At 60.3% G+C, this 21,967-nt stretch carries 25 protein-coding genes; 14 read left to right on the top strand and 11 right to left on the bottom strand.

Annotated elements, in window-relative coordinates; translation table 11 throughout:
* Window positions 1–98: 98 nt before the first annotated feature.
* The 6 genes from paaA to FE702_RS12530 all read left to right on the top strand — a co-directional run bounded on the left by paaA (window position 99) and on the right by FE702_RS12530 (window position 4,321).
* The gene (paaA, locus tag FE702_RS12555; protein ID WP_147126649.1) at window positions 99–1,082 is read left to right on the top strand and encodes a 1,2-phenylacetyl-CoA epoxidase subunit PaaA; all 984 of its coding nucleotides are present in this window, start codon (window positions 99–101) and stop codon (window positions 1,080–1,082) included.
* Between the two features lie 67 nt (window positions 1,083–1,149).
* Window positions 1,150–1,431, top strand: a complete 282-nt coding sequence (gene paaB, locus FE702_RS12550) for a 1,2-phenylacetyl-CoA epoxidase subunit PaaB (protein ID WP_147126648.1) — start codon at window positions 1,150–1,152, stop codon at window positions 1,429–1,431.
* A complete protein-coding gene (gene paaC / locus FE702_RS12545; protein ID WP_147126647.1) occupies window positions 1,431–2,150 on the top strand; it encodes a 1,2-phenylacetyl-CoA epoxidase subunit PaaC in 720 nt (239 codons plus the stop codon). The genes paaB and paaC overlap by 1 nt, the downstream gene beginning before the upstream one ends.
* A complete protein-coding gene (gene paaD / locus FE702_RS12540) occupies window positions 2,144–2,632 on the top strand; it encodes a 1,2-phenylacetyl-CoA epoxidase subunit PaaD (RefSeq protein ID WP_147126646.1) in 489 nt (162 codons plus the stop codon). Before paaC ends, paaD begins: the two co-directional genes overlap by 7 nt.
* Before the next feature lie 10 nt (window positions 2,633–2,642).
* Window positions 2,643–3,683 carry a 2Fe-2S iron-sulfur cluster-binding protein gene (locus tag FE702_RS12535; protein WP_147126645.1) on the top strand — a complete coding sequence of 347 codons (1,041 nt, stop codon included), beginning with the start codon at window positions 2,643–2,645 and terminating at the stop codon, window positions 3,681–3,683.
* An 11-nt stretch (window positions 3,684–3,694) separates the two neighbouring features.
* Window positions 3,695–4,321 (top strand): class I SAM-dependent DNA methyltransferase, encoded by a 627-nt coding sequence (locus FE702_RS12530; protein WP_147126644.1) that lies wholly within the window; start codon window positions 3,695–3,697, stop codon window positions 4,319–4,321.
* Here FE702_RS12530 and FE702_RS12525 read toward each other — a convergent pair.
* The 3 genes from FE702_RS12525 to FE702_RS12515 all read right to left on the bottom strand — a co-directional run bounded on the left by FE702_RS12525 (window position 4,318) and on the right by FE702_RS12515 (window position 8,060).
* The gene (locus tag FE702_RS12525) at window positions 4,318–5,172 is read right to left on the bottom strand and encodes an extracellular catalytic domain type 1 short-chain-length polyhydroxyalkanoate depolymerase (protein WP_147126643.1); all 855 of its coding nucleotides are present in this window, start codon (window positions 5,170–5,172) and stop codon (window positions 4,318–4,320) included. The two genes, FE702_RS12530 and FE702_RS12525, sit on opposite strands and share 4 nt — an antisense overlap.
* An 82-nt stretch (window positions 5,173–5,254) precedes the next feature.
* Window positions 5,255–6,034, bottom strand: a complete 780-nt coding sequence (locus tag FE702_RS12520; RefSeq protein WP_147126642.1) for a carnitinyl-CoA dehydratase — start codon at window positions 6,032–6,034, stop codon at window positions 5,255–5,257.
* The gene (locus FE702_RS12515) at window positions 6,021–8,060 is read right to left on the bottom strand and encodes an acetate--CoA ligase family protein (RefSeq protein WP_147126641.1); all 2,040 of its coding nucleotides are present in this window, start codon (window positions 8,058–8,060) and stop codon (window positions 6,021–6,023) included. The genes FE702_RS12520 and FE702_RS12515 overlap by 14 nt, the downstream gene beginning before the upstream one ends.
* A gap of 204 nt (window positions 8,061–8,264) precedes the next feature.
* On the opposite strand from FE702_RS12515, the gene FE702_RS12510 reads away from it, so the two are divergent.
* Window positions 8,265–8,459 carry a hypothetical protein gene (locus FE702_RS12510; protein WP_147126640.1) on the top strand — a complete coding sequence of 65 codons (195 nt, stop codon included), beginning with the start codon at window positions 8,265–8,267 and terminating at the stop codon, window positions 8,457–8,459.
* A 3-nt stretch (window positions 8,460–8,462) separates the two neighbouring features.
* Here FE702_RS12510 and FE702_RS12505 read toward each other — a convergent pair whose 3' ends face one another.
* Entirely contained in the window at window positions 8,463–9,623 is a 1,161-nt protein-coding gene (locus FE702_RS12505; protein WP_147126833.1) for an acyl-CoA dehydrogenase family protein, read from the bottom strand.
* A gap of 72 nt (window positions 9,624–9,695) precedes the next feature.
* Between FE702_RS12505 and FE702_RS12500 the strand changes: the two genes are divergently transcribed.
* The 4 genes from FE702_RS12500 (at window position 9,696) to FE702_RS12485 (ending at window position 13,829) form a co-directional block, all read left to right on the top strand.
* Window positions 9,696–10,604, top strand: a complete 909-nt coding sequence (locus FE702_RS12500; RefSeq protein ID WP_147126639.1) for a GlxA family transcriptional regulator — start codon at window positions 9,696–9,698, stop codon at window positions 10,602–10,604.
* 233 nt (window positions 10,605–10,837) lie between these two features.
* Window positions 10,838–11,650 carry a type I methionyl aminopeptidase gene (gene map / locus FE702_RS12495; RefSeq protein WP_147126638.1) on the top strand — a complete coding sequence of 271 codons (813 nt, stop codon included), beginning with the start codon at window positions 10,838–10,840 and terminating at the stop codon, window positions 11,648–11,650.
* The gene (locus FE702_RS12490) at window positions 11,647–12,567 is read left to right on the top strand and encodes a serine hydrolase domain-containing protein (protein ID WP_147126637.1); all 921 of its coding nucleotides are present in this window, start codon (window positions 11,647–11,649) and stop codon (window positions 12,565–12,567) included. Before map ends, FE702_RS12490 begins: the two co-directional genes overlap by 4 nt.
* Window positions 12,568–12,782: 215 nt before the next feature.
* Window positions 12,783–13,829 (top strand): TRAP transporter substrate-binding protein, encoded by a 1,047-nt coding sequence (locus FE702_RS12485; protein WP_147126636.1) that lies wholly within the window; start codon window positions 12,783–12,785, stop codon window positions 13,827–13,829.
* A gap of 186 nt (window positions 13,830–14,015) precedes the next feature.
* Here FE702_RS12485 and FE702_RS12480 read toward each other — a convergent pair whose 3' ends face one another.
* Both FE702_RS12480 and FE702_RS12475 read right to left on the bottom strand, forming a co-directional pair.
* On the bottom strand, window positions 14,016–14,558 hold the full coding sequence (locus tag FE702_RS12480; protein ID WP_186827074.1) for a methyltransferase family protein: 543 nt from the start codon (window positions 14,556–14,558) through the stop codon (window positions 14,016–14,018).
* A gap of 5 nt (window positions 14,559–14,563) precedes the next feature.
* On the bottom strand, window positions 14,564–15,199 hold the full coding sequence (locus FE702_RS12475) for a cation efflux transmembrane domain-containing protein (RefSeq protein ID WP_147126634.1): 636 nt from the start codon (window positions 15,197–15,199) through the stop codon (window positions 14,564–14,566).
* Window positions 15,200–15,271: 72 nt separating this feature from the next.
* On the opposite strand from FE702_RS12475, the gene FE702_RS12470 reads away from it, so the two are divergent.
* Window positions 15,272–15,688, top strand: a complete 417-nt coding sequence (locus tag FE702_RS12470; RefSeq protein WP_147126633.1) for a MerR family transcriptional regulator — start codon at window positions 15,272–15,274, stop codon at window positions 15,686–15,688.
* A 143-nt stretch (window positions 15,689–15,831) separates the two neighbouring features.
* On the opposite strand, the gene FE702_RS12465 is transcribed toward FE702_RS12470, so the two are convergent.
* Genes FE702_RS12465 through arfB form a run of 3 tightly spaced genes read right to left on the bottom strand, consistent with a single transcriptional unit; the run spans window position 15,832 to window position 18,441 of the window.
* Complete coding sequence (locus tag FE702_RS12465; protein WP_147126632.1) at window positions 15,832–16,779, bottom strand: phosphotransferase enzyme family protein; 948 nt, start codon at window positions 16,777–16,779, stop codon at window positions 15,832–15,834.
* On the bottom strand, window positions 16,767–18,029 hold the full coding sequence (locus FE702_RS12460) for an aspartate aminotransferase family protein (protein ID WP_147126631.1): 1,263 nt from the start codon (window positions 18,027–18,029) through the stop codon (window positions 16,767–16,769). The genes FE702_RS12465 and FE702_RS12460 overlap by 13 nt, the downstream gene beginning before the upstream one ends.
* Entirely contained in the window at window positions 18,022–18,441 is a 420-nt protein-coding gene (gene arfB / locus FE702_RS12455) for an alternative ribosome rescue aminoacyl-tRNA hydrolase ArfB (RefSeq protein ID WP_147126630.1), read from the bottom strand. Before arfB ends, FE702_RS12460 begins: the two co-directional genes overlap by 8 nt.
* Window positions 18,442–18,539: 98 nt before the next feature.
* On the opposite strand from arfB, the gene FE702_RS12450 reads away from it, so the two are divergent.
* A complete protein-coding gene (locus FE702_RS12450; RefSeq protein WP_147126629.1) occupies window positions 18,540–19,226 on the top strand; it encodes a D-lyxose/D-mannose family sugar isomerase in 687 nt (228 codons plus the stop codon).
* A 167-nt stretch (window positions 19,227–19,393) separates the two neighbouring features.
* On the opposite strand, the gene FE702_RS12445 is transcribed toward FE702_RS12450, so the two are convergent.
* Window positions 19,394–20,509 carry an aminotransferase class I/II-fold pyridoxal phosphate-dependent enzyme gene (locus FE702_RS12445; protein WP_147126628.1) on the bottom strand — a complete coding sequence of 372 codons (1,116 nt, stop codon included), beginning with the start codon at window positions 20,507–20,509 and terminating at the stop codon, window positions 19,394–19,396.
* Between the two features lie 24 nt (window positions 20,510–20,533).
* Between FE702_RS12445 and FE702_RS12440 the strand changes: the two genes are divergently transcribed.
* Entirely contained in the window at window positions 20,534–21,262 is a 729-nt protein-coding gene (locus tag FE702_RS12440) for an MBL fold metallo-hydrolase (RefSeq protein WP_147126627.1), read from the top strand.
* Here the strand turns inward: FE702_RS12440 and FE702_RS12435 are convergent.
* Window positions 21,255–21,953 carry an SDR family NAD(P)-dependent oxidoreductase gene (locus FE702_RS12435; RefSeq protein ID WP_147126626.1) on the bottom strand — a complete coding sequence of 233 codons (699 nt, stop codon included), beginning with the start codon at window positions 21,951–21,953 and terminating at the stop codon, window positions 21,255–21,257. The two genes, FE702_RS12440 and FE702_RS12435, sit on opposite strands and share 8 nt — an antisense overlap.
* Between the last annotated feature and the right edge of the window lie 14 nt (window positions 21,954–21,967).

Genomic DNA, 21,967 nt, shown 5'->3' with positions numbered 1-21,967 from the left:
AGGCATGTGGAGCGCCAAGACGGCCAAGTCAAAAGCATTACAAAAATCTTGGTCACTGCCGTAGTTTGTAATATGTAGGCGTGCAGGAGGAGACGCGCATGTATTCCCAAGGTCTGATTGGTGCCGATGGCGCCACCGAAGAAACACCCGAATTTCTGGCTGCATTTCAGGCGCGGATCGACCGCGAGGAAAAGATCGAGCCACGCGACCCGATGCCTGCGGGATACCGCAAGACACTAGTCCGTCAGATCGGCCAGCACGCGCATTCCGAAATCGTCGGCATGCTGCCAGAAGGCAACTGGATCACCCGCGCCCCGTCGCTGCGCCGCAAGGCCGCCTTGCTGGCCAAGGTTCAGGACGAAGGGGGGCATGGGCTCTATCTCTACTCCGCCGCTGAGACGCTGGGCGTCAGCCGAGAGCAGATGACCGAGGAATTGCTGAGTGGGAAGGCCAAGTACTCATCGATCTTCAACTACCCAACCCTGACATGGGCGGACATCGGCATCATCGGCTGGCTGGTTGATGGCGCGGCGATCATGAACCAGATCCCGCTTTGTCGCTGTTCTTACGGGCCATATGCCCGCGCGATGATCCGCGTCTGCAAGGAAGAGTCGTTCCATCAGCGTCAGGGCTATGAGATCGTCATGACGCTCGCCGAAGGTACGCCTGCGCAGTTCGACATGGTGCAAGATGCGCTGAACCGCTGGTGGTGGCCGTCGCTGATGATGTTCGGCCCGCATGACGCGGACAGCCAGCATTCCGATCAGTCCATGGCGTGGAAGATCAAGCGGTTCACCAATGACGAACTGCGCCAGAAATTCATCGACGCGACCGTCCCTCAGGGCGAACGCCTTGGGCTGACCTTCCCGGACCCGGACCTGAAGTGGAACGACGACAAGGGTGGCTATGATCACGGTCCGATTGACTGGGACGAGTTCTGGAAAGTCGTGAAAGGCAACGGCCCGATGGCCCGCGACCGGATCGAGGCCCGCCAAAAGGCGTGGGATGACGGCGCGTGGGTGCGCGAGGCGGCGCTGGCCCATGCAGACAAACGCCGCGCAAGAAAGCTGGCTGCCGAATAGGGGCGCTGCCCCCGCCCCTCCTGTGGGAGGGGCTCCCCCGAAGTTATTGAAGCAAGAAGATGATGCGATGACCGAGATCCCCCTTTGGGAAGTCTTCATTCGCCCCCGAAATGGGCTGGCTCATAAGCATGTGGGGTCGCTCCATGCGGCGGATGAAGTGATGGCCGTACAGGCAGCGCGGGACGTCTACACGCGTCGTGGAGAAGGGACTTCGATCTGGGTGGTGAGGTCAGCCGACATCGTGGCGGCAGACCCGGATCAGGCAGCCGAGAACTATGACCCCGCTGGCGACAAGGTGTATCGCCATCCCACATTCTACGACATCCCGGACGACGTGGGTCATATGTGATGCTATGGGAAGGTTTGCTAGAACTGGCGGATGACCACCTGGTTTTGGGCCATCGGCTGAGCGAATGGTGCGGGCATGCGCCGATGCTGGAAGAAGATCTGGCGCTGCCCAACCTTGCGCTCGATCTGATCGGGACGGCGCGAACTCTTTTTGATCATGCTGGCAAGCTGGAGGGCGCGGGCCGGACAGAGGATGATCTGGCTTATCTGCGCGATGCACGGGTCTATCGGAACTGTTTGTTGGTTGAGCGCCCGAATGGCGATTTCGCACATACAATGCTGCGGCAGCTTTATTTCGCGGCTTTCATGGAGCTTTATTGGCAACAGGCCTTGGATCATACCGATGACATCGTGCGCGGGGTGGCTGGCAAAGCGGTCAAGGAGATGGGGTATCATATCCGCCACTCTGCCGAATGGGTCATCCGGCTGGGCGATGGAACAGAGGAAAGCGCGCGCCGCATGCGTGCCGCTGTAAACGCGCTCCATCGTTACACGGGCGAGATGTTTGAACCCAGCTACAGCGAATTGCCCAACCGGGTCGCCCTGCAAGGCGCATGGGAGGCGCGGCTGAAACCCGTGTTCACCGAAGCGATGCTGGACTGGCCCAACGACGTGTTCATGCAAACAGGCGGGCGGCAGGGCATTCATGGCGAAGGATTGGGTCATATGCTGGCAACGATGCAGATCCTGCACCGCGCCCATCCGGGGGCCACATGGTAGAAGTTCTCGATCTGGATCAGGCGCGGGCTTGGGCCGCGGCGGCAGCCGTACCTGACCCCGAAGTCCCCTGTGTGACCGTCGCCGACCTTGGCATCCTGCGCTGGGTGCGGGTCGAAGACGGTGTCGCCACCGCCGGAGTTGCGCCGACTTATTCCGGTTGTCCGGCTGTTCTGGCGATTGAACTCGCTGTTGAAACCGCCCTGCGTGACGCCGGCTTTGACGCGCGCACCGAACGCATCCTGACACCCGCTTGGACCACTGACTGGATCACCGACGCAGGCCGCGAAAAACTGCGCGCCTACGGCATTGCCCCGCCTGCATCCGGCGGCAAGGGCAGCCTGTTCGACAGCCCTGTAGTTGCCTGCCCGCAATGTGGGTCGGACGACACGGCCAAGATTTCGGAATTCGGCTCAACCGCCTGCAAAGCCCAATACCAGTGCCGGTCCTGCGCTGAGCCTTTTGACTATTTCAAATGTATCTAGGGGGCGTCTGATGGCCGGTGGGTTTCATTCCCTGACACTGCGTGATGTTCGTAGGGAACCGGGCGACGCGGTTTTGTTATCATTCGACGTCCCTACAGAGCTTGCCGAAACCTTTGCCTTTGAGGCTGGGCAATACCTGACATTGCGGGCGCGTATCGACGGCAAAGATACCCGCCGGTCTTATTCAATCGCCTGCGCGCCGGGGGATGGATTGTCCGTGGGGGTGAAACGGGTCCCCGGCGGCGCTTTTTCAGAGTTTGCGATGGGCCTGCAAGCTGGCGATACGCTGGATGTCATGGCCCCGATGGGTCGGTTCACACGCAAGAGTGCGCGCAACCTTCTGCTGATTGCGGCGGGTTCGGGCGTGACACCCATGGTGGGGCTGGCGGCCGAGGCGCTTGCCGAAGGCGGCGACGTCACGTTGATCCTTGGCAATCGCTATGCCAGCGGCGTCATGCTGGGTGAGGACATGCAACGTCTGAAAGACCGCTATCTGGGCAGGTTTACTCTGATCCATGTTCTGTCACGTGACACGGGCGAGGCTCCGATTACATCTGGCCGCATCGACGCGGAGAAGGTGCAGGCTTTGACCGATGCGAGGCTAATCAATCCGCACGCTGCGGATGGCGTATTCTTTTGCGGACCAGGCGACATGATCGAAACGGGGCGCGCGGCTTTGACCTCCATGGGCGTTCCGGAAGACCGCCTTCACGACGAACGATTCACACCTGCTTCAGGGGCAACGTCAAAACGGACGCCCGCACCACCGCCCAAAGGCGCGGAGGTCGAGATCATTCTCGACGGGGCGCGCCTGACCGTTCCGATCACAGATCAGACGGTGCTGGATGCGGCTGCGGCGCGCGGGCTGGAGCTTCCCTATTCATGCGCAGGGGGCATGTGTTCGACCTGCCGCTGCAAGGTTGTCGAGGGCAAGGCGACCATGGATGTGAACTATTCACTTGAGCCTTGGGAAACCAAGGCAGGGTTTGTTCTGGCCTGTCAGGCGCGACCGGTCGGCAAACGTCTGGTGTTGGATTTCGATGCCATGTAGCCTTTACCCCGATGGCTGATGATCCCGATCTTGAGGGCGCTTATGCCCTGAATTCGCCGGAGGCGGTGCAACGGCTTTATGCCGATTGGGCCGCGACCTATGACAACGGTTTTGCCTCCACCCATGGCTATCAATTGCATGACCATGTGGCAGAGGCTTTCCATGCGGCCGAGGGGTCCGGCCCTGTTCTGGACATCGGTGCAGGCACCGGGCTGGTGGCAGAGGCGCTATCGGCGCGTGGGATCAGCGGGATTGACGGGACCGATATTTCGGCAGAGATGCTGGCCGTCGCCCGGGCCAAGGGCGTCTATGCTCACCTGTTTCAAAGCGATATTCTGGCTGGCTTGCCAACACCCGACAATCATTACTCCGGCGCGGTCAGCGCAGGGACCTTCACGCTGGGCCATGTCGGGCCGCAGGCACTGAACGAAGTCTTGCGCGTCACCAAACCCGGTGGCCCAATCGTGATTTCCGTGAACACGCAGCATTGGGAAGCCGCTGGATTCGAAGCCTTTTTGGACAGCCATCGCAACCGCATCAGGCATATCCAGATGCGGCAGGTCCCGATCTATGGCCCGGGGGCGGAACATGAGCATGCCGCGGACAAAGCCTTGATCGTGACTTTGCGCCCGTCCTAGGGGCGGAGGCGAAAGAACTCCCACGCGACGTCGACGGCGCGAAAGCCCGCGTTGGTCAGATTGGGCAGATCGTGGCCAAAGCCATCCATCTGAAGAAACCATACCAGATCGTCTTGGCGCGTGCTGCCATAGCGGAATCGGACCGCCCCAGGCAGATCACGGTCCACCTGCACCGTATCCGCACCGTTGCGTGCCGCCCAGAATTGCACCACCTCGGGTATTGCCGGGGTTGCATCACCGGGTCCGAGCCAATGGGTCTCGCCTTCCCATGGGATCAGCTCGTCCTCGGTGCCGTGAACATGCAGAACCGGCGTCGCACGGCTTGGGTCGCAGTGCTGCCAATCCGCTCCGCTCATGGTTCCGGCGATTACGGCAATGGCCTCGAACACCATCGGCGCGCGGCAGGCCATATCATAAGCCATGACCCCGCCGTTCGAGATTCCGACGACATAGGTCTGCGCGGGGTCATAGCCGCGACGATGCTCCAGCACGGAGACAAGCGACGTAAGGAAGCCGACATCATCGGACCCCACAGGTTCCGGCGCGGCATTCCAATAACTGGTTGTCGGCCGAACCTCCGCGCCCTGCGGATAGGCCACGGCAAACCCATGCTGATCCGCAAGCGCATTCAAATGGGTGCCATAGCGCAGCCGCTCGGCACGACCGCCCAATCCGTGCAGCGCGATCACGAGCGGCGCGCCAGAGGTCAGGCCCTCGGGTTCGTACAGATAGTATTCGCGATCCGCCCCGCCGTGACGATGGACAAGCCGATCCTGAACGTCGCCCAAAGGGTCTGAATGGACCGGGCCTATTCCCCAACCAAACACCAGAAGAAAAATCAGAAACCGCATACCCGACACCGCATTTATCGACACGGGTCTCTTGCCTGCGATTCCGGAAACAAATCCCTAAGCCGCGCGCCAATTCACGGCGCTAGCGACCTTTCCACACAGGATCGCGTTTTTCGGCAAAGGCGCGCGCGCCTTCCATCTGATCTTCCGAAGCATAGAGGACATCCACCGTCCGCAATTGCCGCTGTGTGATCCGGTTCATGGCATCTTGAAACTTGCTGTCCTCAGCGTCACGGACGACTTCCTTGATCGCTGCGTAAACCAGAGGCGGACCAGAGGCGAGCAGGCGCGCCATCTCCCACGCCTGATCCATAAGCTGGTCGCCGGGGTAGCTGTGATTGATCAGGCCCCACGCCTTGGCCTCATCAACATCAAACCAGCGCCCCGTCAGCAGCAACTCCATCGCGATATGATAGGGAATGCGCTTGGGCAGCTTCACACTGGCTGCGTCCGCCACTGTACCAGAGCGGATTTCCGGAAGGGCAAAGGTGGCGTGGTCGGCGGCTAGGATGATGTCAGCGCTCAGCGCGAGCTCCAGCCCGCCCCCACATGCGATGCCGTTCACAGCGGCAATCACCGGCTTGTTCATGTCGCGCAGTTCTTGCAACCCGCCGAACCCGCCAACGCCATAATCCCCATCTACGGCATCGCCATCAGCGGCGGCTTTCAGGTCCCAGCCGGGGCAAAAGAACTTCTCACCTGCGCCTGTGATAATCGCCACACGAAGGTCTGGGTCATCCCGGAAGGCCGCGAAGGTGTCGCCCATGATCCGGCTGGTGGCGAGGTCGATGGCATTTGCCTTGGGCCGGTCCAGTGTGACTTCGAGGATCGCGCCGTCGCGGCGGGTTTTAATCGGGGACATCTGGGGCCTTTCGGATCAGGGCATCGGCGGCAATGGCCGCGTCTTGGGTCAGGATCAAAGGGTTCACTTCAAGTTCGTGCAGGGTGGCGGAGTTGTCCAGCGCGTAGGCTTGAATGGCGTCAATGGCGTCCAAGGTTGCGGTCAAATCGACTGGAGGTGAGCCGCGATACCCCGTGAGGCGCGGTGCCAGTTTCAACTTGAACAAAGCCTGTTCAACCGAGGCGCGCGGCGCAGGCAGCAAAAGTGTCTGACTGTCATCCAACAGTTCCGTCAAAGTCCCGCCAGCTGCCAGTGTCAGTAGGAAACCATGCGCCGGGTCGCGCGTGATGCCGACCAGCAATTCGACCAGCGGGGCTGGGATCATCTGTTCGATCCACAGCGGACCATCAGCAAGTTCGGACAAGGCCGCCTGAACCTCTTCTACGGAGGTCAAACCCAAGGCCAAGCCGCCTGCCCCGGTCTTGTGGGCCAACCCTTGCACCTTGATCGCGACGGGAAAGCCGACGGCTTGGGCGACGTCAACTGCGGTGGCCTTGGTGGCGAAATCGCCCTTTGGTGCTGACAGACCAAAACGCCTCAGGGCGTCTTTTGCCGCGGCTTCCGTGAACTCTTCGGTTTCGGCGTCCGAACCGGAGAGAGCGACTGGTGGCTGTGCATCTGGTACATCGCCGCTCATCGCTTCAATTGCCTCAATCGCATGATCCAACCCGTGCAGTGGCAACACGCCATGATCCATCAGGTGCCGCGCGGTGGCTTCTGGCAACAGCTCTGGCATTGAAGCTACCAATGCATAGCGCGCCCCTGTCTGTGCTGCTGCGCCGATGGCAGCCCGCGTGGCAATCTCCCAATCCACAGGATCGCAGCGATCTGCACGCGGGTAGTCGAGGATCAAGCCAATCAGATCAATGCCAGGATCCGCCATCGCGGACCACGCGCGCGTCATTGCGGCCTCGTTGCGCCAAATATAGGTGTGGTAGTCCAGCGGATTGGCCAGTGCCACCATCGGACCCAGTGCATCCCTCAGCGCGGTTTCCTGCGGCGCGGTCAAAGCCGGGAAGGTTACGCGCGACCCATGTGCGGTGTCCGCCGCCAAAGAGGCTTCACCCCCCGAGCTGGAAATCGTCGCAATCCGGGCATCGGGTAGACGTCCGAACATGTGCCCCAGCTTCAGCGCCTCAAGAAACGCGGGGATCGACCGGACGCGTGCAATCCCCAATCGCTCCATAAACGCCTGAGCGCCAGCATCTGCTCCGGCCAGTGACGCCGTGTGTGACACTGTCGCTGCCTGCGCCTGCTCGGAGCGGCCAGATTTCAGGGCGACCAAGGGGATGCCCCGCGCGTGCGCCTTTTGCGCCAGCGCTTCCCACGCGCGCAGGTCGCCGAAACCCTCGACATAGAACCCAAGGGCGGTGATGCGTGGGTCATCAAGCAAGTGATGCGCAAGCCCGGCTTGGGTCGTTTGTGCCTGATTTCCCAGCGTCGCGACAAAGGCGATGGGCAACCCACGGTGCTGCATGGTCAGGTTGATTGCGATGTTCGACGACTGGCTGAGGATCGCCACACCACGTTCAACCGGGACCAAGCCGTGCTGATCGGGCCAAAGGCCGGATGGCTCCAACGCGTTCAGAAAACCATAGCAGTTGGGGCCAAGGATCGGCATGTCACCGGCGGCGTCCACAAGCGCCGCCTGCAAATCCCCGGCGCTGTCATCCTCGGCCACGGCCTCGGAAAACCCGGAGGCAAAACAAATCCCCCCTCCGGCACCGGCGGCGCGGAGGTCCTTGACGACCTCTATCGTCGCGTGGCGGTTGACCCCGATAAAGGCGGCATCCGGCGGCTCGGGCAGGTCGGCGATACTGGCAACGGCGGGCAGGCCCGCAACCGCGGTCTTCGTGGGGTGGACCGGGGTGATCGTGCCGGAAAACCCAATCCTCCGTGCCGCATCTACGATGGCCGCGCACCACGCACCGCCGCCGATGACTGCCAGCGACCGAGGCGCAAGAAACCGTGAGAGATCCCGGCTCATCACGTCGATCTCGTCATTTCAGAGTAGAATTGCCCGGAAAATAGGCAGTTTGGCCGAGCAAATCGCAAAACATGCTGCAGTGCAGCGAAAAACAAATCTCGACCCAACCTTTGTCTGCTAAGCTTCAAACAGGCACCGCGGTTGGGGAGGTCGCGGCGACCCGTGTGCACAGCACACGTCCCCAACCGAAAAGGACCTTGATCCATGTGCATTTCATCCGCCGCCTTGGCCGCTTTCCTGACACTTGTTGGCGTGGACCACGTCGAACTGGGCGATGACCGCGTGGTGGTCAAAGCCACGACCCGCGACGCCCATTGGGTCGCCGATGGTGACCTGTGGTGCACCATGGCCCCGCAAATCGACCGCATGGCCCGCGTGACCCAAGCCGCGGCTGAGTGATCCTTACGCACCCAGCGCCCTCAGCAAATCGCGGCTGATGATGTGGCGCTGGATTTCGCTGGTGCCGTCCCAGATACGTTCAACGCGCGCATCACGCCAGAAACGCTCCAGCGGGTAGTCATCCATCAGGCCCATGCCGCCATGGATCTGAATGGCGGCATCCGTCACACGCGCCAGCATCTCGGATGCGTAAAGCTTGGCGCTCGCAATCTCGCGGTTCGCGGGCAGCCCTTTGTCCAGCCGGTCGGCTGACGCCAGCGTCAGCAAGTCTGCGGCATCGATCTCGGTGATCATGTCAGCGATCTGGAAACTGACGCCCTGAAACTTGCCGATCTTCTGCCCGAACTGTTCGCGCGTGGCGGCATAGTCGAGCGCATAGTCAAACACACGTCGCGCGCGCCCGACGCTCATGGCGGCAACGGTGATCCGGGTCGCGTAAAGCCACGTGTTCATCACCTCGAACCCGCCATCGACCTCGCCCAACACTGCCTCGGCAGGCAGGCGGCAATCGTCGAATTCAAGGATCATGTTCTTGTAGCCCCGGTGGCTGACGCTCTTGTAGCCATCCCGGATGGTAAAGCCCGGATGTCCTCGGTCTACGAGGAACGCGGTGATACGTTTCTTGGGTCCTTTCGGCGTCTGATCCTCCCCCGTTGCGATGAACACGATAACAAAGTCCGCGTGTTCCGCACCCGAGATGAAGTGTTTGGTCCCGTTCACGACCCAATCGCTGCCATCGCGCACAGCCGCGCATTTCATGCCCCGGACATCTGATCCTGCGCCGGGTTCAGTCATTGCCAGCGCGTCCATCTTCTCGCCGCGCACAGCAGGCATCAGATAGCGTTCGACCTGCTCACCCTCACACGCCATCAGGATGTTCTGGGGCCGCCCGAAGAAATGCGTCAGCGCCATCGACCCACGCCCAAGCTCTCGCTCAACCAGAGCAAACTCAAGGTGGTTCAGACCTGCACAGCCGACGCTTTCGGGAAAGTTGCAGGCATAGAAACCCAGATCGATGGTCTTTTGCTTGATCTCCTGCGCGATCTCATGCGGCACTTCACCGGTGCGTTCGACAAGCTCTTCGTGGTGATAAATCTCTTTCTCCACAAAGCTGCGCACCGTGTCGGCGATCATATGATGTTCGTCAGTCTGACCAAAGATCATGGCTTCCTCTCCCAAACCTGACGAAACGCTAGTTGCCAGAGACGCAGCGATCATGCATCCCTCGCCACGATCATGCAGATTTCTGTTCTCCTCTATCCGCAGTTTTCCAACCACTGCCTCGCCAATACGGTCGAACCGCTGCGCGCTGCCAATGACCTGAGCGGTACGCGCCTGTTTGAATGGCAGGTGCTCAGCCGCAGCGGCGCGCCTGAGACATCATCCAGCGGGTTAAATCTGACGATGGACGCAGCGCTGCGAGACGCGACAGGCGATATGCTGATCCTGCAACCGTCCTACGGCTTTCGCGATTTTGCCACGCCCGCTGATCGCGCCGGGCTGCGCGCCGCTGATCGTCGCTTTGGCACGCTTGCGGGGTTCGATACCGGGGCTTGGCTATTGGCCGATGCAGGGCTGCTCGACGGCCACACCGCGACGGTGCATTGGGAAGAATTAGAGGATTTCGCAGAAGCGTTTCCCGAAGTCACCGCCCGGCGCGCGCGTTTCCTGTGGGACCAAAACCGCCTGACTTGCGCGGGGGCATCGGCGGCCTTTGACGCGATGGCTGACTTGATTGAACGGGTGGCTGGTCCCGCGCTGCGGCTGGAGGTGTCGCTTTTGTTTGTGGCACCCGATGTCGCCGCCGAACCCGAGGCACCAACTGCAGGCACGCGAACAACTGCACGTTTGTTGGGCATCATGCAGGACACGGTCGAAACGCCCCTGACAATGGCCGCTCTCGCCGCACAGGTCGGGATGTCACCCCGGTCACTCGACCGGCTTGTAAAGCGCGATCTTGGGTCGAGCCCTGCACAGGTCTACGCCCGCCTGCGGTTACTGCGCGCGCGCAAATTGGTGCGGGAAACCCAATTGAGTATCGCCGAGATTGCAATCCGCACCGGGTATCAGGACGCCAGTGCCTTTACACGCGCGTTTCGACTGACCTTTGGCCATGCGCCTAGGGCGCTGCGGCAGCACCGATAGGTCACGATGTCATGTAAAAGGCGCCGAACCGAGAGGTGGCGCCATCGCGCCGACCGTCATGCTGAAAGCGTGCTGATCGCACGACGGGGCCAGTTCGGCGCGGCGCAGCGGTGGCCCGCTGCGCAGGTAATTTGTTCTGAACGCAGCCCTTAAGGGACAAACGCAAACCACGCACACTGGTGACCAGCCGTCCTTTGCCCTATATTGCGGCGCAAGCATCAAGGACACATCCCATGGACACCGCACACGGTCGGCTGACAAAAGACGGCATCCGCATTTACGAACAAAACGACTTTGCTGGCATGGCAAAGGCGGGCGAAGTGGCTGCACGGATTCTTGACGAAATCGCTGTTCACGTCTTTCCGGGCCAAAGCACCGCAGAGATCGACCGCATCATCACCGAAAAGGTCGAAGCAGCTGGCGCAAAGTCCGCCACCATCGGCTACAAGGGTTACCAGCACGCCTCGTGCATCTCGGTGAACCACGTCGTTTGCCACGGTATCCCCGGACCCAAGACGCTCAAGGACGGCGATATCCTGAACATTGACGTCACCGTCATCGTCGACGGTTGGTTCGGCGACACAAGCCGCATGTATGTAGCTGGAAAGCTCGGCCGTAAGGCTGAGCGCTTGATCCAAGTCACCCATGACAGCCTCATGCGCGGGATCGAAGCGGTGAAGCCGGGCAACACCTTCGGCGATATCGGCCACGCCATCCAAAGCTATGTCGAAGCCCAACGCATGTCCGTCGTGCGCGACTTCTGCGGTCATGGCCTCGGCCGCGTGTTCCATGCACCGCCGAATGTCCTGCATTATGGACGTGCCGGCACGGGTCCGGTCCTTGAGGAAGGCATGTTCTTTACCATCGAACCAATGGTCAATCTTGGCCGCCCAGAGACCAAGGTTCTGGCCGATGACTGGACCGCTGTGACTCGGGACAAATCGCTCAGCGCCCAGTTTGAGCACTCGGTCGGCGTAACCGCGGACGGCGTCGAAATCTTTACGCCGTCCCCAGCAGGCACCTTCCACCCGACCTATACCGCGTGATCCGCGCGCTGGCGCTTGGCTTTGTCCTTCTGACCCATGCTGTCAGCGCCGAACCCTTGCCTGATCAATTCGCCGCCTTGGTGGCAGAGCACGGCATTGCGCCTGCCTCTGTGACCGTGCTGTCGCCGGCTGGGGATGTCTTGGTGCAAACTGCGCAAGGGCAGGATGTCAGTGACGCTGCCCCGATCTTGTCGGTATCGAAAACCCTGACGGGCGCCTGCGTGCTGTACTTGGTGTCTCAAGGCGACCTTTCGCTTGAGACGACAGTTGCCGACGCCCTTGGATGGGACAGCGCGGCAGGCAACGCCACAATCGCAGAGCTTTTGACCCATACCAGCGGCTACCGCCCTGACCGAACACAGCGCGACATTCTTGGACGGTTTCTGACCCGGCCCGAACGGATCGCCGCGCTGCTGGAGCGCCGGAGGACAACGCCCCTCAAATCACCCGCGTATTTCTACAATAACGAAAACTATATCGTGCTGGAGGCCGTTTTGCAGGCGGTGCTTGGTCAGCCGCCCATGGACTGGTGCCGCACCAATGCTCCTGGACTTGCCGACATGGCCAGCTTGGCAACGGCACGAGACTATCCCGCCATCGGACTGGCCGGTGGATACGCGGCCTCTACCCCCGACCTCGCCAGTTTCATGCAACAGCTCTCTGTCACCGCCGACTGGCCACTGACCCTGGTGGACGACGGGATCACCTATGGACCCGGCATTGTTCTGGTGGACACACCACGAGGACAACGTCTGATCCACAGGGGTGGCATGTGCCTATTGACCGGGCGTGGCCACGGGTCGGTGGTGTCACGCGACAGCCGCGGCTGGGTCGTGGCCTTTACCTATACCGGATGCCCGTCGCGAGACGCGGAAAACGACCTGCAAGCCATGCTGGACGCCGCGATCAGCCCATGAATCCCAACATGACGACAGACGGCCTGGGAACAATTCTGGGGAAAGTTTCCGATAACTCCCCCATATTTCAGAAAGCACGTCTTATTTCAGGCTATTAGCGTCCAAACCGGCGGGTTAGCACTTGCGACTGATTTGCAAGTAAGGTCAACGATCCTTACCTACAGGTCGCCCACTCGGGGTGGGCCTGATGATTTCTGCAAAAAGGAGCGCGCCACATGACGATGCTCAAACCCCTTAGTTTCGCGGCCGCACTTGGCCTGATGTCCACAACCGCGATGGCCCAAGAGGTCACGCTGCGGTTCCAGCATTTCGTTTCGCCCAAATCGGCGAACCCGACCCACTTCATGCAGCCATGGGCTGACAAGATCGAAGCGGACAGCAATGGCCGCATCAAGGTCGAACTGTATCCGGCGATGCAGCTGGGCGGTAAGGCCCCGAACCAGTACGACCTGATCCGCGACGGCGCAATTGATGGTGGCTGGGTGATCCCCGGCTACCAACCGGGCCGCTTCCCAGAGGCAGAAGCGCTTGAGATGCCGTTCATGACCACCAAGAGCGCTGAGGAAGCCTCTAAGGCGGCCTGGATCTTTACGCAAAAGCACCTGATGGACGACTTTGCGGACGTTCACCTGATCGCCGCGCACATGCACGGGCGTGGTCTGGTCCACAAGAAAGGACCTGCGATTTCAAGCGTCGACGACTTTGACGGCCTGAAACTGCGCGGTCCATCGCGGGCGGCGACACTGCTGCTGGACAAGCTGGGCGCAAACCCGGTCGGGATGCCAGTTCCGGCCTTTCCAGAGGCAATTGCCAAAGGTGTCGTGGACGGCGGCGTGATCACTTGGGAGATGTCCCCATCACTTAAACTTGATGAACTCACGGATAGTCACACTGACGTTGAGGGGGAACAGTCCCTATATAATTTATACTTCCTGTGGGCGATGAACAAAAACGCCTATGACGCGTTACCATCAGACCTGAAGGCAGTCATCGACGCCAACTCTGGTCTGGAGGCTTCGGCTTGGGCCGGGCGGGCGCATGACACGGGTGATGTCACGGGCCGCGAGGCCATGGCAGCCGCAGGAAACGAGATTGCGACACTGAGCGCAGAGGAGACTGATGTCATCCGCGCGCTGGGTGAAGCTGTGATATCCGACTGGGTCGAGGACGTCTCGGCCAAGGGGTTGGATGGGCAGATGTTGATTGATGACGCGCGCGCTGCGGTCCAAGTGACCCGGAGCGCCTCCGCGCCGGTCAACTAAGCACCATCCCGCGCCGCCTGGGTCGGAGGCTGCGCTGGGCGGGTCCTTGGAGAGGGGCCCGCCCTACGCGTTTGTGGGGGGGGTGATGCACTCATTCGCCCTAAGCGGGGCGAAGGTCCGGATTGAGCCCAGACCTACCAAGATGCTGCAGCATGGCGGAGGCCTGCTTTTGCACTTATCGTTCGCCTAAAGGAACCGACGGACCGTTTCCCTATAGTCCTCAAACGCGGAACCGTATTGCTCTTTAAGCCACGGTTCCTCAGCGAATGGCGCAGCTATCAGGACAACTATCCCTGCTAAACCAATTAGAGCTGCTCCCTCCGACGCACAAAGCACGACCCAGCCGAAAATCATTGCAATATCTGCCACGTACTGCGGGTTGCGCGAATAGCGATACATGCCGTCCGTTCGTAGCGATCCTTTCGCGCCGCCAGTCTGGGCTATTCCGAATTGCGCGACCTCTGACCACACGATGACGTTGCCCACAACAATCATTGGAATGCCGATTCCGAACCGCAGCCAACTTGGGATTGGCAGGCTTCCCCAATCCATGAACCCAAGGACGATCAAAATACCAAAGAGGGTGAATGTCGGAACCCAAACCAAAACAGGTGTCGCCGTTGTGTAGCGCTGCGGCGGCCAAAGGCGGCGCTCAGGGTATGCGATGGACCAAAGGATCGCGATTAGGGTGGCAGCCGCGATCACAAGGCCGATGAGAATCAAGAGCATCTGCATCATGCATCCACATGCTTATGGTCGGTCATTTCACGTCGCTCAGCCAATGCTTGACGCACAATTTGGAAGGCCGATGACAGGAACAATCCAGCCATAATGGTTGCCACGATCAGGTCAGGCCAACCCGTTGCCGTGCCCCACACACCAAGTGCTGCAAGCATCACTGCGACGTTTCCAATCGCATCGTTGCGCGAGCACAACCAGACCGACCGGACATTGGCATCACCGTCCTTGTAACGGACCAACAGCAATACGCTTGCCAGATTGGTGAGCAGCGCAAGTAAGCCAACGATTCCCATGATTTCTGCGGTTGGGACGCCGACATAGAAGACGCGAAATACCGTTGACCCGAACACCCAAAGGCCCATCAGAAGAAGGCTGACGCCTTTGAACAGTGCCGCATTCGTCCGCGCACGAAGCGAGGCCCCGATGACTGCAAGCGAAATGCCGTAGGTCAGCGCATCCCCGGCAAAGTCGAGGGCGTCGGCTTGTAGCGCTTGAGATTTGGCCAGATGGCCTGCAGTCATCTCGACAACGAACATCGTCGCGTTGAGCGCGATGACGATCCACAGCCGCCTTTTGTAATCATCCGAAACGCCGTCAAACTTGGCATCATGTCCGCAGCAACCTGCCATGGGAACCCTCTTTCATTTTTGGTAGCCCATAGTGTAATGTCTCTAGTGACTAGAGGTTCAAGAGGTATCTTCATGTTTTCTATCGGCGAGCTTTCAAAGCGGACAAACGTCAAGGTTCCGACCATCCGGTACTACGAGGATATGGGACTATTGCCCGAGGCAGAGCGCACGTCCGGCAACCAACGGCGATACGACAAGGCTGGGTTGGAGCGGCTGAGCTTTATCCGCCATGCACGGGATCTAGGGTTTTCGATTGAAGCGATCTCCTCGCTAATCGAGTTGCAGGATCATCCAGACCGGTCGTGTGAGGCTGCGACGGAAATTGCCGTATCCCAACTCGAAGAGGTCCGAGCCAAGATCAAACGTCTCAGAATGCTTGAAAAGGAACTCAGCCGAATATCCAGAGGCTGCGACGGTGAAGGTGTATCCGGGGACTGCTACGTGTTAGCTTCACTTGCCGACCACAACATGTGCGACCGCGAACACTAGAAGCCGCGAATGCAGACATTGGACTTTCAAGAACGAAAGGCAGCAAAGTCCCGCAACTCGTCCGTTCGCGGCCACTGAACCCAACGACCCATGACTATCGAAGGTCGGCAAACATCGTGACGATAGACGCTGTCCACGCCCTCTTACGGGACACCGTCCCGCGCACTTTCCCAAATCTCCACACACGCCAACGCCCGGTCCGCCATCGCCCTCTGCGCGGCTGCGTTCCCCTCGCAGCGCGTGATCGCCCATCCGCAGGACGCCATCGCCCGCAGGCTCATGAAAAAGAAGACATCCGATACGGTCGGCGCGGGTCGCAATGTGCGATACCCGCTGAGCAATGCTTCGGTCAGCTTGGTCAGGTTCGGATGGGCGTGATGCTGGATCATTGCTGATCCCAGATCATACCCGCGATACCCAAATCCAGCATCGTCAAAGTCGATCAGCGCCAGACCGGACGGGGTGGTCATGATGTTTTCTTGCAGGCAATCGGCATGGATCAGGCCTGCATCCGGAGCCTCCATGTTGATCAGCGTCTCAAAGGCCCTCGCGCGCGCCATTTGCAGGCGATCCGCTTCTGCCGTGGAGAGGGTCGGGTTTTCCCAAAATCGCCCCCATGTTGGCGCATCCCCAACCAAAGCGTCCGCGTCCCAGGGCAATCGCTGAATGTCGCCGGTCGGAACCGTGTCAGACGCATCATGAAACGCCGCAATCAACGCGCCCACCGCAGAATACAGCGCCGTCTGCTCTGTCAGGGTCCCACCCAAAGGTGTGTCCCCATCCCCAATCGCATCGCCATCGACCCATGTCACCGCCGACGCAAAGGACCCGCCCGGAACCGCCCTGAGGAAGGCGCCATCCAAGGCCGCAACGGGGGCTGGGCATGGAAAACCGATAGCCGCCATCCGCGATGTCCAACGCAATTCGCTCTCAATCGCGATCTGTGACTGATACCCCGCACGATGCAGGCGTAAAGCGAGCCTCTGGCCACCGATCACCGCTTCGTAGACCGCATTCTCACGCTGCGCGATCAGGCGCGGCGCGGCGTCCACCTGCCCCCAAAAGGCGGCGATTTCGTCTATATCGGACATGCGTTCAGGCTTTCTTGGAGGCGCTCGGCCAAAAGATCGGCGTTGGCCCGGTCAAAGGGCATGGGCGGTCGCATCTTCAGGATATGTTGCTTGCGTCCAATCACCCCCATGAGGACGCCGTTTTCCTTCATGGTCTCGACCACGCGCCGCGCAAGCTCTGTCGCGGGCGCTCCGTCGATTTCGAGCTCCACCCCGTAGAACTGGCCCTGTCCTCGGACGTTGACGATGGCAGGATGTGACACCCCGCGCAAAAGACCCAGCGTATAGGCCCCGACATCTGCCGCATGCGTAACCAGTTCATCCTCTTCGATGATATCCAGCACTGCAGAGGCCGCCGCGCAGCTGACAGGGTTGCCGCCGAACGTGTTGAAATAGCCAAAGGCATTTCGAAACGCCGCCATCACATCGGGGGTTGCGACCACGGCAGCCGTTGGATGCCCGTTCGCCATGGGTTTGCCCAAGGTCACCACATCCGGCGCAATGCCTGACCACTCATGCACCCACATGCCCGTGCCGCTGCGCCCAAAGCCCGGCTGTACTTCATCGACCAACAAGAGCCCGCCTGCCGCCTTCACCGCCTTTGCAACGGGCTTCAGGAAATCTCGCGGCAGGTCATGCATGCCTTCATTGGCAAAGCTCGGGCAGATCATCAGACCAGAGAACCCGCTGCCATTGGCTTCCAGCTCGGCAGCCGCGCGGGTCACTTGGTCGGCAAAGGCCTGCCCCTGCCCTTCGCTCGTACCGCCCAGAGGCCGCAAGGTGTCTGGCGCAGGCACAAGGCGGACATGGTCCGGATATCCGCCGATCGGCGGACGACGTGTTGAGAAAGCCGCCGTCGCGGTGGTGTTGCCGTGATAGGTGTTGTCGGTTGCGATGATCCCGGTCTTTCCCGTCACCGCCTGCGCCATCCGCAAGGCAATGTCGTTCGCCTCTGACCCTGTGCAAACCATGATCATTTGCGAGAGCGCAGAGTTGAAGGTCTCAGCCAGCCGCTCACCGTAATCAAGAATGCCCTGATGCAGATAGCGCGTGTGTGTATTCAGCGTGGACGCCTGACGCGTGATCGCCTCGACCACTTTGGGATGGCAGTGCCCGACATGCGGGACGTTATTGTAGCAATCTAGGTATTGCTTCCCATCCGCATCCCAGAGCCAGACACCTTCACCGCGCACAATCTCGACAGGGGCGTCGTAGAAGGTTGGCACATTGGGCCCAAGCACCGCTTGCCTGCGGGTCAGAAGGTCAGTCATCACTGACCCGCCCACGCAGCGCCTTGACCTCACCCCGACGGGTCTTGGCCTCTAGCCTCCGCCGCTTGGACCCCAGCGTCGGTTTGGTCGGAATGCGCCGCTTTGGGCGCTCGGTGGCCTTTTGGATCAACTCTTTTAGGCGGTCGCGGGCAATATCACGGTTGCGCGCCTGCGAGCGCGTCTCTTCAACGCGGATGATCAAAGCACCATCCTGGGTCCATTTCCGCCCGGCCAGCCGCTTCAACCGGTTCTTGACGTAAGGCGGCAAGTTCGGACTGCGCTGCGCCTCAAAGCGAAGCTCGACAGCGGTCGCCACCTTGTTGACGTTCTGGCCACCGGGTCCTTGGGATCGGGTAAAGCTTTCGGTCAGTTCCCAGTCTTGAATCGTGATATCCGGCGTGACGCTCAACATGGTCCGGACCATAGGGATGCGGGCGAAGAAGGGGAACAGGGCTTGTGTCGGCGCGCGCCGTGGGTACGTTGGCGCTAACGCAGCCGAGGGAGGGCACCATGGACCGATCCACCGTGAACGAAATCATCGCTGAAAGCGACGCCTTCATCCGCAGCCACGGCGTCCATCTGCCTCCGTTTGCCTATCTGTCTCCGGATGAGTTGAAGGCCCATGTCGCAAATGCGCCAATGATCCGCGATCATTTCCTTGGATGGGACATCACCGACTATGGTCAGGGCAAATTCGAAGAACTCGGTCTCTTCCTCTTCACGACGCGCAACGGGTCTCAGGCCAACATCGCGGCCGGTGGCGGGATGCTTTACGCCGAAAAGGTCATGATCTCTGGCGAACGCCAGATCAGCCCGATGCACCGCCACATCACCAAGACCGAAGACATCATCAATCGGGGCGGCGGTGATCTTGTGCTGGAGCTTTTCACCGACAACGGCGAAGGCCAGATTGACGACAGCTTGCCTGTTGAGGTTCTGAGCGACGGACGCAAGGTGACGATGAAGGGCGGTGAGCTGCTGCGCCTGAAACCGGGCGAAAGCGTCACGCTGGAACCGCACACGTGGCACGCGTTCTGGGGTGAGGGTGGTCCGGTGCTGATCGTCGAGGTGTCGAATGTGAACGACGACCGCATCGACAATATCTTCCGCGAGCCGATTGGGCGGTTTTCCGATGTGACCGAGGATGAGGCGCCGAAGCACTTGCTGGTGAGCGACTACGATACCTGGCTGAGCTAAAGACACCTGCGCGGAATCAAGGCGAAGCCACCGCGCGATTGCTGGGCCGCCCCCGGCCCAGCGATTGGTCAGCCTTCCACGCCGCACGGGCGGTGCAGGCAAATCATAGGCATAAAGTGCTTTGCACAACCAACGCATCGCTGCGCCACGGCCCAGCAACCGCGCGGCTACTGCCCCAAGTATTCCGCTAATCTGATTAGCCCCACATCCAAATTCGCCTGTGCGCCGCCTCCGACGCCCACCCGAATATGCGCTGGCTCATTATACGCTGACCCAGGCAGCAAAAACGTCCGGTAGGGATCGGTCAAAAGGTTGCGCGCGAGTGTCTCACCATCCTCGCCTTCAACACGTGCCAACCCGATCAGACCAGCCTCGGGCCGTACCCAAGACAACCGCTCTTGGCCCGCAATAAACATATCCAGCATCGTCAGGGTCTTCTGCGCCTCTGCCCGCGCGGCATCCAAAGCCGCGGCATAGCGCTCAGGTCGCAAGGCGATCTCTGCGATCACCTCGCCCATGATATTCATGATTTCGCTGCCATTCTCACGCAGGATCACGGCATCCATCACCATCTCGGGATCCCGGCAAATCAGCCAGCCGGTGCGCAACCCTTGGAGGCCCAGCGCTTTGGATACTGATCCCGTGGTGATCCCTTTGTCATACATCCCAGCAATTGATGGCGGGCGCGGCCCGGCCCACTCTAATCCTGCATAGACCTCGTCTACGACCAACCAGGCATCCGCCGCGCGGGCAATATCGACGACCTGACGCAGTTCGGCGTCAGTCAACAACCGCCCTGTCGGATTGTTCGGGTTCGTCAAAAAGATCAGCCGCGTGTCAGGGGTGACAGCATCCGCAAAGGCCTGCATTGGAAACGCCCAACCGTCGTCTTCGCGCCGACGCACATGGACCATCTCGGCCCCCATCGCGCGGCCCAAAACGTCAATCTGAGGCCAGCCCGGCGTTTCGGTCACAACCCTGTCCCCCGGAGCGACCAGTTGCTGAAATGCAAGATAGTTTGCCTCTGCCGCGCCTGCTGTGATCAGCACATCATCCGGGGCACAGGCATCGGATAAACCTGACACCGCCAGCACATTGTCCCGCAACGCAGGCAGACCCCGAAAACTCTGCCCGTTCCAGTCCAGTGACAGATCAGGATCAAGGTCCCCAAGGAAATCACCCAGTTTGGGCGGCTGTGATAGCGAAAACCCGACGAATGCCTCCGGCTCGGACCCCGTTGTTTCCAGAAGGTATTCAAAAAGCGTGTGAATCTTGACTTTCATCGGCACTCTGCCCCCCATGACAGAATGATTAAAGGACGTCCCACATCCCTGACTATCCTGAATTTTGGCCAGTTCATGGTCCATTCGGGGCCGCGTATCATTCAACTGATGGGGGCGCTGATCAAAACCGATCAGGACGAAGCCATTGTCGTCGATACCGGGATGCCAGCCAAATACCTGTCGAACCCGGCGGAAGCCGGACGCGAAGACGGTCTCGACAGCTTTGGCGAGGTTCTGCAAATCGGCCCGGAAAACAGCGTTGAACAGCAATTGGCTCAGTGTGGGGTTTCACAGGTCAAGCTCTTGATCCTGACCCATGGCCATATTGACCATGTCGGTGGGATCGACGCGTTCAAGGGGGTGCCGATCATGATGGGCAAACCCGAGCGCGACATGCCGCGCCCGTCATACTTTGGTGACACTCAACCGATGGAATGGCCCAAAGGCCAATACCTGACGGTGGAACAGGATACGGGCCTCGGCCCCGATCTCGACCTGTTCTTCACACCCGGCCACGCGCCAGGACAACTGGCTCTGGGCGTTACACTGGCGGGCGTTGGCCGCGTGATCTGGGCGTCAGACGCGATCTCGCGCGAAAGCGAGCCGGATGAAGGGTTCACCGACGCATGGGACCCGGAGTTGGCCTTGCACCATGCCAAGCGGCTTTTGGATATGCCGCACGATCATCTTATCTATGGCCACGATCCCGATCAGCGCCTTCAAATCCCCTTTGCGCCGATCCCGATCACCTGACATCGCGGCCTTGGTTCAGGATAATCACGTTCCCACTGCACACGTCGCCCAACGGGCCTGCAAGGTGACTGACCCATCCGGCGATCTGCGCTGGCTGCATTGGCTCACCATGGGGCATCGCACTGATCGCACGCTCCAAAGTCGCGTCGTCCAGAACCCCAAATAGCGGCGTCTCGGTCATGGCCGGCGCAATCGAATTCACGGCGATCTTGTCGGCTGCATAACGCCGCGCAAGATCCTTGGTCATCGTGTCCATCGCCGCCTTGGAGGCGCGGTAATGCGGTGGATCGAAGACGTCGAAATTATACGCCCCGTTGGAACTGATGTTGACGATCTTCTTCACCCCGGGGCGCGCCAGCATGAGCGGGATCGCCGCCTGACAGCAGTGAAACATCGAATGGAAGTTCACCTGCATCTGGGCTTCGAACTCGGCCACTGGAATGTCAGGGAAATCCGACATGAAACAAGTGCCTGCATTGTTGACGAGGATATCGACACCGCCATGATCCCGCGCGATCCGGGCAAACGCATCGGCAATCGCTGCGGCATCGGTCAGATCGATTTCAATCGGCGTGTCTGTGTCAGAGGTCTTCAGATCCATTCCGACGACGTGGCAATCATCCGACCGCAATTGTTCGGCAATCGCTGATCCCAGTCCACCGGCCGCCCCTGTCACCACAGCTATGCGCATGTGTCGCCTCCCTC

The organism is Shimia ponticola (assembly GCF_007995215.1).
In the GTDB taxonomy this organism is placed as follows: domain Bacteria; phylum Pseudomonadota; class Alphaproteobacteria; order Rhodobacterales; family Rhodobacteraceae; genus Shimia_B; species Shimia_B ponticola.
Note: the sequence above shows the minus strand (reverse complement) of the source record. Positions and strands in the feature narration are given on the sequence as shown.